Here is a 13,530-nt window from a genome sequence, read left to right as displayed (position 1 = left end):
AAATATTTCAGATCCCGGTCCCCCCCCGTCAGGATGAGCTTTCTTTTGTAATTTTTTGTGGTTCACATGCTGAATGATTAAGATTTCTTTACCTTCTGTCCTGAGCCAGCTCTCTTAATACTATGACAAGCACATCCTTATCCCCTAAAGATTGAATTTTAGTTTGGAAAGCACGCACCTGTTCAAAACGGTTGCTTCCATCAATATTCATGATCTCCAGCAAGTACTTGCGAAAATTGTCTCTGTTTAGGACACTTTTCGTACCGCTATAATAGCTTTCCAAACTGCTGATGAGCAAATTAATATCTGCCGGTTTTTCACTCTCTCCGTCACTGTTGTACCGTGCTCTCTGGGAATAACTGTTTTCTTTCAGCAGTTTGACGGCTCCAAGCACATCATCATGATAAAGATATGCTATCACAGGGCCGAGATCCCTGAATTCTTTCTCTTTATTTAAATATGTCAGGTAATAGTCTAGCGCCTTTTCCGTCTCACCCGTTTTAAAATATAGTTCCCCCATCGTCTGGAACCAGAAACTGCTCTTGCTCATCTCATCTTCAATTTCTTTATACAGCTCGATAGCCCTCCTATGATTGCCTGCCTGAACATTGGCACCTGCGGCTTCCTCCACTAAAAACACATCCCGGTTAACCCGCAGCAATCGTTCATAATATTCTGCCGCTTTTTTCAAATCGGAAGCTTCCTCCGTCCAGCCATAATTGTAAAACCGGGCCAGCGAGAGCAAGGCATAGGGATCCTTGGGTTTTTCCTTTAGCTCCTGGAGATAAGCATGAACCGCCTCAGGATATTTCTTTTCTATGACCAGTTTATCCCCCAGAGACTGCGGGCTGGTCCCCTGTACTTGAATTGAAGGATAGTTTCCGTTAAGCTGCAGTACATATCCCTCACTGTCGGAAATGGACCTTCCTTCCTGATCCACAGCTTCTATGGCAAAGAAAATTTCCGCCCCCGGATAGAAGCTGCCCAGAATTGCCGAAGGAGCGAGAACATACCCGTCGCCCCAGGCCACAAAATTCATCTCCCGCAGTGCCAGGCCTTGAGGATTAAACACATAGGAATTCCCTCTCAGGCCCGAACGGAAAACACGGGATACATATCCGTTCTCTAATTTGAGTGTGATTTGGAGATTATATGCTTCAGCCCGGGGAACTTCTTCCCACCGGATTTTCAGCTTTTCTCCCGTCCTAAAGGTTTGCTGCCCGGCAGGTTCCAGGATATTCACCTTCGGTTGAAATACATACTTAAGCTCCTTGGTTTTTCCCCCTTCAACTGTAAACGCTTTCAGCTCTTTGAATCTTCCCAGTCCTTCCAAGTCTTGAGGCACCAGTCCCAATACCATAAAGTATTTGCCGGGAACAATTCCGTCAAATTCAAATTTCCCTTGGTTATCCGTCTTGTAAGGGGATCCGGATTCAATACCCTCGAAGTTGCTCATGCGGCCGTCATATTCTTTTTCATTGATCAGATAAACCAAAACATTGGGCATAGGACTATTGCCCCTTAAGATTTCCCCTTTTACTTTACCTTTCGGCATCTTTTCGCCTTTCTTCATGGAGTGAATCATCTCCAGTTTGGACTTACTGTGCCGGTATACGGGCTGTTGGTCAAGGGTGGCATTCATGTTCTCTTCCTGATCTTTATGCTCAGCCAGAATCTGATCCCAGTCTTCCTCCGCTTGCGCCAAAGCATCACGAAAACACGCTTCAGCCTGAATATAATCCTCGAGTCGGAAAAAAACATCGCCTTTGCGGGAAAGGAATTCTCCCCGATACTGATCCGGGTACTTTTGTAAACTTTGCTCAATCAAAGAAAGCGCCTTCTCCAATTTCCCTGTTTCCAAATACATATCAACCAGGTTCCTGTTGATGTCCCCAATTCTGAAATCACTGTCCGCTTCTTTAAAACCTTGTGCCGCGATCAGGTAATACTTTTCCGCCTCCTGGTAATTACCCTGGGAGCGGTAAAATTCCCCTAATTTTTCATAACTATTGTATTTCCACATTTCCTCTTTTTGGGCCTGTGCTACCTTTTGAAGGCAATAGACCACTTTTTCAGGAGGAAGGGAGATATCTTTTCCGGCCCCGCCCCCGACAAAATCCGGCCCAATCATCACCCGTTCTTCCCTCTCTAAAAACCTTTCCGCCAAAGCATAAGCTTCCCAGCGGGCTTCTTCCGACCCCGGGAAGAAACGGATTAGCCGTTCCTTTAAAATAATGTCTACATCCTGATTACCTGCCTCTTCGTATTCTCTTATTACTAAAGCCATCAGCTTGGGGGTAAAAAAATATCCGGTTCCCAAAATTAATCCCAGGATGATCCCCAGGATAACCAGTGTTTTATTTGTGACTGAAATCCTTCTCATGGACGAGCATCCCCTTTCCCCTCTTTCAAAGCTACTCTAAGATGCTGTACCGCCCCAAAAGGAACACCATGATCAGGAAGAATGATCTTCGCCCTCAGCTCAAGCTCAGTGATCTCCTTTGGGGAAATATAAAAGAAGGCTTTGGCATATAAGGCTGCGGCAAAAAACAAAGCAATCACGCCAAAGGCCACTGCCGCGAGGGAAAAAGATACCGATCTGTTCCACCAACCCTCTTTAAATATTTCCTGTTTTACTTTTTCCCTTGCTTCAGGAGAAAAATAGATGTCTTTTGTTTCTTCTTCCAAACAGCGCTTAATCCGGCTTTTAAAAATATCTTTATCTTCCATCCTCCCAAACCTCCTTTCGCAGGGTATTCTCCAAAGCTTCCCTTCCTCTGGAAAGTTTGCTTTTCACAGTTCCTTCCGGCTGCTGCAAAATCTGGGCGATCTCAGCAACCTTCAGGTCTTCAAAGTAATGCAGGATGATAACTTCCCGGTAGATTAAGGGCAGCTGCCTGATAGAAGCCCTTATCTTTCCATTCATAACCTTCCGGACCACTTTATCTTCCGGGGATTCTGTGAATACGTCTTCTTTCTCTTCCATATTCAAAGGTCTGAAACGAATCTTTGATTTATGGTTTAAGTGATTTCTGCTCAAATTAAGGGCAATTCTATAAAGCCAAGTATAGGCAGAAGAATCACCACGGAAGGAGTTCATGCTTTTGAACGCTCTGACAAAAACCTCCTGCGTAATCTCTTCGGCTACATGGTAGTCATCTATGATCAGATAGACTACCCGGATGATCCTGTCTCCGTAAAGTTTCATCCACTCAGCGACTTTTTGCCAGCCGGAATTTACCAACATTTACCCTCCTCCCCACATCCTTTAGACCAATAAATTTTAATAAAGGTTGCATATATTAAAAAAATTTAAAAGGCAGGTCTTAAGCACTATCAGATCCGGATATCTAAGAGTGCCTAAAACAACTGCCTGTAAACTTGAAAGGGCTGGGGTAAATCCCTGCTTCAGAACTAAACGTAGCTGCCGCATCTTCTGCGCACAAAAAAATATGTAGGCTCAGATACTTCCAAGCCCGGCTTAAATCATTTCCAGCTCTTTTTCCGTTATGGTCAGTTCCACCAAACGGACATTCTTCATCCCGGCTTTTTTTGCTCCGTCCCTGGCCCGCTTTATTTGATCGTATTGTTCCGGGCTGAAAACGCTGGCCTTTTCCAGGCTTGCATTGGTAAAATCCTGAAATTCCCTATGTCTGATATAACCCTGATCACATTTTAAAACATATAAGATCATATTTCACCCCCATAGTTTAATTACATTACCAGCTTTACTGAATTTCCCCGGCCTGTTTCACCAACTCTTCTAATTTGCTTAAACCTTTTAGCGGTTCTAAATTTTGCGTTTGTACCCACGCTCTTAATTTATCCATAGCTTTTCCGGATCTGATAATCTCTTTAGCCTGCTCATATCCTTCTTTGATACTGGTACTGGGGTACATTAAATATAGGATTAATGCCGCATTTAGGCAGACAATATCCGAACGAGCTCCGGCATCACTTCCATTAATCACGGCAATCAATCTTACCGCCTCACCGGTCCGATCAGATAAAGGAGTCACATCTTCCCTCTTTGCCCTGGCAATTCCCATTTCTTCCGGGAGAAAGGAATAATGAATGATTTCCCCGTTTTCCTTTAACTCAGCAATAAATGTTTCACCTAAAGTGGATGCTTCATCCATGCCTTTGACTCCGTCATCAGAAAGGCCATGGACTACTAAAGCTTTTTGATATCCAATTTCCTTCATTACTTCCGCTACCGGCCCCAGCATTTCTTTGGCATAGACTCCCCGCACCCCGTATTTTGGCAAAGCAGGGTTAGCTAATGATGCCGCAATATTTAATACGGTTCCGAAAGAAATTTGAGATAAAATTCTCCCCAAAGCCTGGGGATGTACTTTGGGACTCATGCCGTTAAATATGCCAATTCCCGCTTTTTCAATACTCTGCTTAACAACTTCCGGATCACACTCCACATCTATTCCCAGTTCCTCTAGAATGTCGACGGTACCACAAACCGAGGTAATGGCCCGGGCACCGTGCTTAGCCATAGGAATACCTGCCGCAGCAGCAATGATGGAAGCCGCCGTACTAATATTAAAGGTTTTCAGAGAATCCATCCCTGTTCCACAATTATCTACCAATGGAGCATCAACACAAGGAACCACTTTAACCGTATCTAATTCATAAATGGCTTCCCAGCTTCCGGCAATTTCTTCCGCTGTTTCCCCTTTAGCAGTCAAAGCGGCCAAAAAGGCTCCTTGGTGCATGTCTGTCTGCTCGTTTTGCAAAATTTGATAAAACATTTCTTTTGATTCTTCTCTGGTAATATTTTGAGAATTAATGAGTTTGGTAATTACCGAACCAAATTGTCTGGCTTTTTCAAACGGCATGTGCATTTCCTCCTTCAATTTATAAAAGCAATTTTTTGCCCGCACCACTAATATTCAATAACTATTGATGTCTCGGACATCTTACGCACCATTTCCAACCCGCTCATAACTTCATCCAGTCCGATTCGTCTGGTAATCATATCTTTAACCTTGACTTTTCCTTCAGCTAAATAACTAAGAGCAGTCCTGTTATGACCCGAGGAACATCCATATGCTCCGCAAACAGACAATTCTTTATAATGAATCAAATTTATATCTGCCTGTCCTTGATGATCGCCCATCAGACCACTAAAGAAACCCAGCCGTCCTCTTTTGCCCAGCAGATTAATCGCCTGACCAAAAGGTTCCATACCGGGGCAGCAAGGAATAATTACATTTATCTCTTTTTCTTGAGTAAACAGCCTGATTTCCTCAGTATGATAAGCATTTAAACAGTAATCAAATTCCCGGTCTTTTGCCTTTCTTCTCCTATCCTCATTTGGTTCAATTAGAATGATTTGTTTAACTCCCCGGAGCCGGGCTAGTTTTGCATTCAATATTCCCAGCGGGCCAGCGCCAAATATCAGCATCACATCTCCAGGCCCGGTGTCTAGGGATTCTTGCATATTAACACAACAAGCCAGGGGTTCCGTTAGTGCTGCTTCAGTACAGGATAGGCCTTCCGGAATCGGATTCAGGACTCCGTTTTTTACTCCATGGGCTGGTACTAAAACATACTCGGCAAAGCCTCCGTGGTAATGAAATCCCATTATTTGTACCGAACTGCATAAATGATCCCATCCTCTTTTACAAAAGTCGCATTTCCCGCAGGGCAATCCCGGAGCTATTTGCACCCTTTCCCCTATACTTATTCCTGTTACACCGGGACCTGTATCCGCTACAGTACCGGCGATCTCGTGCCCTAGTATCCTGGGCAATTTTAGATCCCTCTGTCCATAAGAAAAGCATTTCATATCTGTCCGGCAGATTCCGCACGCTTCAACTTTTATTAAAACCTCCCCTTCAGCACATTTTGGCGTTTCCATTTCCATAACGCTTAAGGTCCCTAACTTCTCTAATAAAGCCGCCTTCACCTAACCTCCCCCTTTAAAAAGTAAATAAAAAAACCACGCCAAATCTGGCGTGGATTTTCCATCATCCTCACCTAAACCGTTTTCCCTCGAAACGGAATAGTTATTTCAGGCAGGTCTCCTGACTTAGGATCATTACCGTAATGCCCCTTCCCCCGGACAGAGTGGTTATGGCACCGGTTCCCCTTTTACAGTGGCGGGCCCGTCCGGGATTTTCACCCGGTTCCCTATTATCCCTATTAAGGGCACCTGAAACAATTATAAAATTTTCGATGCTATTATATCAAAAAGAATGTTATTGTTCAAGAAAGAGAAATAACCTGTCAACGGGACAGAGCGAGACTAATGGCGCAGGTTAAATGGTCCATCGCATTCCGTGACTAGTCTTTACTCAAAGTTTTTCAAAAAATTATACCAACCTCTCAATTTCAAAAACCACCGGCCGAATACCATCGGTGCAACATGCAATCATTTTATGATCATCCTTCATCCATCCATCAAAGATATCTCCGGAAAAATTGCCACCTGCAAGAAAAGCAGTCACATAAGGGAGCAGATCATGCCAAGCCCAATCACAAAATTCTTGGGGCTTTTCTAATCCGACAACAAATTCTTGACCTTCATGAAAAACATGGCATGGACCAACTACACCTTGGCAATACTCCTTCGCTAAGTCTTGATTTAGCATTGTTTTGAGAACAGTAATTTTACACTTTGCCATAGTAAATCCCTCCGCTTGTAAAAATTAAACAATCCATCAAGTTTATTAATTGGATTTCCGAATATTCATTGATGTCAACAATCGAGTAGCCGGGAGCCTTACGGCCCCAAGCCCTCACAGAACCGGACGTGCCCTATTAAGGCATCCGGCTCTTCACTCCACCATTCACAGAACGTAGCTGCTTCCCATTCCTAACTCAAATATTCTTACATAGTTCTTTGCTCTTGGTAATGGATATTTCTTAAGAAACAGGTTGTATTTATCCCAGCTAAAACTTCTCCTTTGGCTTCTTCTGTTTAGCCATTTGAATATCAGTTTCTTGACCTCATCTATAAAATTACTTACCGCATTGTGATTATCTGTAATTCCATAATATCTACAATACCCTTGTAATTTGATGTTCATTTTCTTCATGAAGTCCTTCGTTGGCATGTGTCTGTTTCTTTGTATCCACTCTTTGCAACGAAGCAAGCTTGCTCTATATTTCTTCTTACTTGTTTTCCGCTTTATACGCTTTGCTCCATTTTTATCCTCTCCCATGTAATGGGTAAAACCAAGAAAATCAAATGAGTTAGTCTGTTTACTTCCCCCTCCATCTTTGCCATTGTCTTCGTCCTTTTCTTTGTTCAGAGAAATGATTTTAGTCTTTTCTTCTGCAACTTCCAGATTAAACTGCCCTAGTCTTTCGATCATTTGTGAGTAGAATTCTTTAGCGTCTTCCTTGTGCTGAAAACAGAAGACTGTGTCATCAGCGTATCTTACCATGTATGCCCTACCCCTACAGTCTTTCCTTACTCGCTTCTCAAACCATAGGTCTAGCACATAATGCAGGTATAGATTCCCAAGAATTGGCGAACAGCAGCCACCTTGAGGTGTTCCTTCCGGTGTGTCATATTCTGCTCCGGCTTCGATTATTCCTGAACGGAGAAATCTCGCTACCAATCTAAGTATATTGGGGTCCGCTATTCTATGTTGCAGAAATTTCATCAGCCATTCATGATCAACATGATCAAAGAAACTGCGTATATCTGCATCTACTACATATCTGATTTCCCGCTTGTCCAGTATTTTGTCCAGTATTTTCATTGCATCATGACATCCCCGGCCTGGTCTGAACCCAAACGAACATTCCAGAAAATCCTGTTCATATATGGCATTAAGTATCTTAGCCAGCGCACTCTGTACCAGCTTATCTTCATAAGCTGGTATCCCTAGCGGGCGCTTCTTATCTGATCCTGGCTTCGGTATATGTACCCTTCTTACTGGCTGTGGTTTATATGCCTGCCTTTTCATGCGATTGATTAAATCCTTCACATTGCTTTCCAGATTTAATTCATATTCTTCTTTTGTGACTTCGTCTACTCCAGAAGCCTTATTCCTACTCATTTCTCTGTGGCATTCTTTTATTGTCTCTTCATTGATGAGATGTGCGAGTGATGTAAACTTTTCATTAGGACGCATTCTTGCTGCCTCTGCTATCCTCGTCAGTTTCGTTTCCATACTTTGTCTACCTCCGTTCGTGTAGCGTATGTTTCTCCTTCAAGGTCGATGTTGTGTTACCGCCTTTCCTCTACAGGCATTACCCTGCTTCATTAGTAGTATGCAGTAATCTGACTCCCTAGCGCATTCGGCCTTCTAACTTTGTTATCGCTTGTTGGCCTTACTTTCTCTGCGTAAAGAACAACTAGGGTCTCCCACGTTGACGCATCATATCAATGTGTAGCATGCCAAGGTCACTGACCCCGGGAAAGCCAATATGTTCTCGCATATCGACCATATTGGTTTCGCCTTCTGCGCGGAGTAACGCATCAGCCTTTCCGATTGGGATTTCGGGGCTCTATCCCTTCAGCTCGTGCGAATTGCTTTCGGCCTGCTACCTAGCTGTCTACGCTTAACACCACAAGTTACCCGGTGATGCCCAAGACTCGCTATGAGTGATTCGCTAAATCTTGCTCAGTGGGATTCCCACCCACTATATGATGCACCCTTTGCGTGGCGCACACCCCGTCCCCCTGACAGTATTTACCGACCCCGGTCTCCTTTTCGGTTAAGGAAAACCGCCCCTAACTATTTTTATAGATTCAGATCATATTTTCCTTTGTTACAATGCAATAATAATGTTTCCCTGGTTTTTTTTTGATAATTGCAGGTATCAAACATAATTTCACATTGGATTTGATGTTTACAGTTCGCGCAAGCTATTTTTTTCAAATGGTGTTTTTGTCTCTTAGATATTTTAATAAGTTCTATATACTCTTTTTTAGTTTTAATGGTTTCAGAAATATAGGATCTGACTGTTTTAGTATACTGCTGTTTTATTAAGTTTAATGATTTTTTCCGGTCACTTGATTTGATAAGCTCTAATGATACTAGGTTGTTTTCGATGGTTCCGCAAATTGTCTTTGTATTGATTGGAATATTTAAACTTTCATAGGGTATATCCAAATAATCTACCTTAGGTGTAATTTGTCCCTTTATCTTTATAGGAAATAAATCATCTAAATTATAGCTTTCTTCTAAGTTAATTTGAAAATACTTATCGAAAAGTCTTGTCCGGAATAATAATTTATAAACTTGAGTAAAGGAAAAGAAAGATAAAATTACAATAATAACACCAATGTAAGTTAACATAATACCCTCCTTTCAAATTACATTTTAGCACATGATAATGATATATTTTACTGGATATTATTAGGCTCTCAGCATACCCCATCTGTCAGGCACCGTAACCAAAAAAATAGTGCCGCACGATGCGGCACCTTCGGCACTATTCCAATCCGATAACTTAGCCAATATGCTTTTGCTGCCAGGGGGTTTCAAGGGCAACCCTTTTTTCATGCTCAGCAATAATCCGTTTAAATTCTTCCGACACATGCTCAGTAACTGTAACCGGTTTATGGTTCTTTAAAATACCATCTATCTGTTCCTTCATTTTGTCACCCATTGTTTGGGGATCCCTGGACCAATTTTCAAAAGACATCTTATTTAAATACCGGGGAGTCCATCGGGCCATATTTTTACTCAAGCCGCGATAATCTCCCGCCGGTCCTGCTTGATGGACAAGGTCCAAAGCCAATGTTTCCGGGCTGACTTCCATTCCTTTCATATATTGATTCACCATACTGATACATTCATCACACATGACCAGCATATCAAGGCTGCCCACCAACCCATTGCCAATATACCCGTTATCATGTACCAGGTTGGTGCCGCTTTGGGCCGCGACAAAAATGGAAAACATGGCTTCGATAGCTGCCTGCTGGTCTACCAATGGGGAATCGCTGTTACCGGACTGGCCAAAGGTAGGCAGTTTATAGTATCGTCCCATTTCTCCCACTATACAGAAATAGATGGGAATTTCCGGACCACCGTAGCAGCAGATGGTGGTAGCCATATCCATCGGGGCAGCAACGATTCCATAGAGGAAAGGTGCGCCTGGATTTACCAGCTGATGCAGCACCAGTCCTGCTAACCCTTCCGCATTTCCCAATGTAAGATTTCCCGCCAGTGTTACCGGTCCCGTGGAGCCGGAGGTAATACCGGACGCGTATGTTACCGGGATCTCATATTCTGCGGCAAGCATCAGCTTCTGGATTGCTTCCTGGGAATTGACCAAGGGAGAAATAGGCTCTGTATAGAGCAGGAATGGGGGATTTATTTTTAACTCTTCATAGCTGCCCACGGCAGCAGCAGCCATATCGATCAGGCCCTGCAGGTTAGGCCGGTCCGTGGCCGTCATGAATAGAGGTTTTTGGGAATTTTCATACATAGCCTGAAAATGATACAAGTCGGCCAACCGGGTTGTTACATCATTCGCAACGCCTAAGGAGGCCACAAAATCCAGATTAGGCAGATAATCAGTAACCAGAGCTGCTTCCCGCACGTCTGAAAGGAGGGCTCTTCTATTCTTCTTGGTCTGATAATCCTGGAAAAAAGGGAGATCGGTACCTAACCCATAACTGACTACGTTCTCTTCCAATCGCACGGTTTTATGCTGCCGTCTTAAAACAATTCTTTCCGGAGCAGTCCTCAAAGCCTCTTCCACCATCCAGGCGGGAATGAACACCTTATTATTCCGTATATAGGCCCCACCCGACTTATAAACCCGCAAAGCTTCTTCGTCATGGACGATGACGCCGGTACGTTCCAGTATCTCAAGGGATTTTAGATGCATTTCATGACACTGATCTTGTGTCCAGACCTTCAGTTGCGGAGTAATCTGGCTGTTATATGCCACTCTCATTTTACTGCCTCCTGCCAACAAGAAATTTTGTTTATCCTCTTAAAGCACTTTTTAGGATACGCTGTGATTTTATCGTTAATTTTTGCAGCATATCTTTACCGTCTTCTTTCTCCCAGATCATAAAATTCTGCCTGTTCATATAGCGGGGATAGAAGGTGGCTGATTTATAGTGTTTCATGGTGTGGTCCGCCAACAGGAAATGCCCCCCATGCCCCACTTCATTGATTAGTTCCATGGGTACGGTATCTTCGCTGATCTCTGCTCCTTTATAAAAATGATTTGTCATGCCGATAATTTCATTGACCATAATCAGGTGTTCCAAATTTCCTGGCCTGCCCATACCGGTGCAATCACTCATGTTCGTGCCCGCCTGAGCAGCGGACTGAGTGGAAAAAGTAGCTTCCAGAGCAGCCTGCTGGTCACAGGTGCACGCATCCGTTCCGCCGAATTTACCATAAGAAGGAATACGGTAAAAACGGCTCAGGTGCCCCGCTGCCGTCTGTATTAAACAAACATCCGGGCCGCCTGAAGTCAATTCCCCGCCGTCATTTTCCTCATGAGCCGAGATTCCCATGATAAAGGGAGCTCCTTTGGCGGTCAGCTGGTGTACGGTAAGGGCGGTTAGCACGCCTGCGTTCGCTAAAGCAACAGCGCCGGCTAATGACCCTGGCGCGTTTACCCCAGGTATGATCCCATTATCATATATGGCAGGAACTCCGTATTCAGCAGATAAGATCAGCATTTCACTATTTTGTGCTGAGATAGTCAATGGCGCATCCGATGACAAATAAACAGCCATATTAGGGTTCCGCTTCAATTCTTCCCTGCCTCCTGCCCAGTCACAAGCCAGCTCTAAAATGTTTTTAAGAGACGAAACATCACTCCCATATTGAAGAATGGGTTTTTTGGTATATTTTCGAATTGCTTGAAATTGACCAAAGGCTTTCTCCGGCTCCGCCTGGGAAGATACAAAGTTAATGTGCTCCATCACCTCACAAACTTTCGCCATATTTTCCGCATCTTCTAAAACCGCCTGCCGGGTTTCTTTTTTCTCCGCGTCATAAAAATATTTCTGTCCGATCCGCACCCCAAAATTTACTACATTTTTTTCCAGGAAAACGGATCTCCTACCGTCCATATCGGCCAGAACAGCTCTCTCCGGAGCGCTTTCCACCGCCTTCTCTACAATTGCCGCAGGAAGTTTGACCAAATTTCCTTTTACCAGGCAACCAGCTTCCTTTAACATATTTAATACTCTTTCACTTTCGATCATTACGCCGGTATGCTCCAATATCTCCAATGAAGCTAAGTGAATCCGGTAAACCTGATCTTCCGACAAAAGCGTAAAAGCAGGATTCACCTGAGCATGAAAATTAACTTTAAACATCTTCCTTCTCCTCTCACCTTACGTCATTTATTTTGCCAGCACCCTTGATATCCGTTCCAGCGCCCAAATGATCTCCTCACGGGTAATGACCAGGGGAGGCGCAAATCTGATCACATTCTCATGGGTCTCTTTGCAGAGTACACCTTCCTCTTTCAATTCCTCGCAATAAGGCCGGGCTTTTACGCTTAATTCCAAGCCGACAAATAAACCTTTGCCCCGGATCTCTTTGATATGGGGATGATTAATTTTCTTTAATTCTTGGATAAAAAAATCTCCTAATTCCCGGGAACGCTCAGCTAGATTTTCTTCTATGGTAACTTCCAAAGCAGCGATGGCCACAGCCGCCGCCAATGGATTCCCCCCGAATGTGGAACCGTGGGATCCCGGATCAAAAAGGCCCAAAATATCCTCGTTGCCTACAATGGCAGATACCGGATAAACTCCGCCCCCCAACGCTTTACCCATAATATAAAGATCCGGCGTCACATCTTCCCAATCACAGGCAAACATTCTGCCCGTCCGGCCAAAGCCGGTTTGGATTTCGTCCGCCACAAAGAGGACATTTCTTTCATGACAGAGATCATATGCCTGTCGTAAAAAACCTGCGGGAGGAATAATGATACCGGCCTCCCCCTGAATTGGTTCCATGATCAGAGTAGCTGTATTTTCATTAATCGCCTTCTTTAATGCCTCCATATTCGCGTAAGGGACCGACACCAGCCCGGGGGTAAAAGGCCCAAACCCTCTTTTATAGGCCGGTTCAGATGACATGGAAACCGCCGTTACCGTTCTGCCATGGAAGTTATTGGCACAAATAATGATCTCTGCCTGATTTTCCGGAACCTTTTTTACGTCATATGCCCAGCGGCGCACCGCTTTTACCGCTGTTTCCACCGCCTCGGCCCCGGTATTCATGGGCAGCACCTTTTCTTTGCCGGTAATTTTACAGAGCATCTCATATAAAAAACCCAGCCGGTCATTGTGGAAAGCCCGGGAGGTTAGGGTAACTTTATCCGCCTGATCTTTTAACGCCTTAATAATTTTCGGATGCCGATGCCCCTGATTTAATGCCGAATAGCAGCTTAACATATCTATATATCTCCTACCCTGAGGATCCTCCACCCAGACTCCTTCTCCCTTGGAAATCACAATAGGAAGCGGATGATAGTTGCGTGCTCCGTACTTTTCGGTAATCCCAATAATCTGTTTACTATCAGCCATTGGTACCCCTCCTCTAATCATAGTGATCATCTTTATCG

At 44.0% G+C, this 13,530-nt stretch carries 12 protein-coding genes and 1 riboswitch; all 12 genes read right to left on the bottom strand.

Annotated elements, in window-relative coordinates; translation table 11 throughout:
* Positions 1-88 precede the first annotated feature (88 nt).
* On the bottom strand, positions 89-2,383 hold the full coding sequence (locus tag DCMF_RS20310; RefSeq protein ID WP_148136115.1) for a tetratricopeptide repeat protein: 2,295 nt from the start codon (positions 2,381-2,383) through the stop codon (positions 89-91).
* Positions 2,380-2,730: a hypothetical protein gene (locus tag DCMF_RS20305; protein WP_148136114.1), complete on the bottom strand. Its 351-nt coding sequence runs from the start codon at positions 2,728-2,730 to the stop codon at positions 2,380-2,382. Before DCMF_RS20305 ends, DCMF_RS20310 begins: the two co-directional genes overlap by 4 nt.
* Entirely contained in the window at positions 2,720-3,247 is a 528-nt protein-coding gene (locus DCMF_RS20300; RefSeq protein ID WP_148136113.1) for an RNA polymerase sigma factor, read from the bottom strand. The genes DCMF_RS20305 and DCMF_RS20300 overlap by 11 nt, the downstream gene beginning before the upstream one ends.
* A 234-nt stretch (positions 3,248-3,481) precedes the next feature.
* Positions 3,482-3,694, bottom strand: coding sequence for a hypothetical protein (locus DCMF_RS20295; protein ID WP_148136112.1), 213 nt, complete (start codon positions 3,692-3,694; stop codon positions 3,482-3,484).
* Positions 3,695-3,728: 34 nt separating this feature from the next.
* Entirely contained in the window at positions 3,729-4,850 is a 1,122-nt protein-coding gene (trpD, locus tag DCMF_RS20290) for an anthranilate phosphoribosyltransferase (RefSeq protein WP_148136111.1), read from the bottom strand.
* A 47-nt stretch (positions 4,851-4,897) separates the two neighbouring features.
* On the bottom strand, positions 4,898-5,923 hold the full coding sequence (locus DCMF_RS20285; protein ID WP_148136110.1) for a zinc-dependent dehydrogenase: 1,026 nt from the start codon (positions 5,921-5,923) through the stop codon (positions 4,898-4,900).
* Between the two features lie 91 nt (positions 5,924-6,014).
* A riboswitch (cobalamin riboswitch) is annotated at positions 6,015-6,188 on the bottom strand.
* 141 nt (positions 6,189-6,329) lie between these two features.
* On the bottom strand, positions 6,330-6,641 hold the full coding sequence (locus tag DCMF_RS20280) for a TIGR04076 family protein (protein ID WP_148136109.1): 312 nt from the start codon (positions 6,639-6,641) through the stop codon (positions 6,330-6,332).
* 165 nt (positions 6,642-6,806) lie between these two features.
* The gene (gene ltrA, locus DCMF_RS20275; RefSeq protein WP_148136092.1) at positions 6,807-8,141 is read right to left on the bottom strand and encodes a group II intron reverse transcriptase/maturase; all 1,335 of its coding nucleotides are present in this window, start codon (positions 8,139-8,141) and stop codon (positions 6,807-6,809) included.
* A 573-nt stretch (positions 8,142-8,714) separates the two neighbouring features.
* Complete coding sequence (locus tag DCMF_RS20270) at positions 8,715-9,272, bottom strand: hypothetical protein (protein WP_148136108.1); 558 nt, start codon at positions 9,270-9,272, stop codon at positions 8,715-8,717.
* A 154-nt stretch (positions 9,273-9,426) separates the two neighbouring features.
* Positions 9,427-10,884: a trimethylamine methyltransferase family protein gene (locus tag DCMF_RS20265; RefSeq protein WP_148136107.1), complete on the bottom strand. Its 1,458-nt coding sequence runs from the start codon at positions 10,882-10,884 to the stop codon at positions 9,427-9,429.
* Positions 10,885-10,915: 31 nt separating this feature from the next.
* Positions 10,916-12,271: a trimethylamine methyltransferase family protein gene (locus DCMF_RS20260; protein ID WP_148136106.1), complete on the bottom strand. Its 1,356-nt coding sequence runs from the start codon at positions 12,269-12,271 to the stop codon at positions 10,916-10,918.
* Positions 12,272-12,298: 27 nt separating this feature from the next.
* Positions 12,299-13,492 (bottom strand): ornithine--oxo-acid transaminase, encoded by a 1,194-nt coding sequence (locus tag DCMF_RS20255; protein WP_148136105.1) that lies wholly within the window; start codon positions 13,490-13,492, stop codon positions 12,299-12,301.
* Between the last annotated feature and the right edge of the window lie 38 nt (positions 13,493-13,530).

Origin of the sequence: Candidatus Formimonas warabiya (assembly GCF_002777255.1) — a bacterium.
Lineage (GTDB): Bacteria > Bacillota > Dehalobacteriia > Dehalobacteriales > Dehalobacteriaceae > Formimonas > Formimonas warabiya.
The sequence above is the reverse complement of the archived record's forward strand: the minus strand, read 5'-3'. Positions and strand labels throughout refer to the sequence as shown.

Coding starts and splice junctions, on each gene's coding strand:
- DCMF_RS20310 (WP_148136115.1), bottom strand. CDS start 2,383: ATGAGAAGGATTTCAGTCACAAATAAAACACTGGTTATCCTGGGGATC.
- DCMF_RS20305 (WP_148136114.1), bottom strand. CDS start 2,730: ATGGAAGATAAAGATATTTTTAAAAGCCGGATTAAGCGCTGTTTGGAA.
- DCMF_RS20300 (WP_148136113.1), bottom strand. CDS start 3,247: ATGTTGGTAAATTCCGGCTGGCAAAAAGTCGCTGAGTGGATGAAACTT.
- DCMF_RS20295 (WP_148136112.1), bottom strand. CDS start 3,694: ATGATCTTATATGTTTTAAAATGTGATCAGGGTTATATCAGACATAGG.
- trpD (WP_148136111.1), bottom strand. CDS start 4,850: ATGCCGTTTGAAAAAGCCAGACAATTTGGTTCGGTAATTACCAAACTC.
- DCMF_RS20280 (WP_148136109.1), bottom strand. CDS start 6,641: ATGGCAAAGTGTAAAATTACTGTTCTCAAAACAATGCTAAATCAAGAC.
- ltrA (WP_148136092.1), bottom strand. CDS start 8,141: ATGGAAACGAAACTGACGAGGATAGCAGAGGCAGCAAGAATGCGTCCT.
- DCMF_RS20270 (WP_148136108.1), bottom strand. CDS start 9,272: ATGTTAACTTACATTGGTGTTATTATTGTAATTTTATCTTTCTTTTCC.
- DCMF_RS20265 (WP_148136107.1), bottom strand. CDS start 10,884: ATGAGAGTGGCATATAACAGCCAGATTACTCCGCAACTGAAGGTCTGG.
- DCMF_RS20260 (WP_148136106.1), bottom strand. CDS start 12,271: ATGTTTAAAGTTAATTTTCATGCTCAGGTGAATCCTGCTTTTACGCTT.
- DCMF_RS20255 (WP_148136105.1), bottom strand. CDS start 13,492: ATGGCTGATAGTAAACAGATTATTGGGATTACCGAAAAGTACGGAGCA.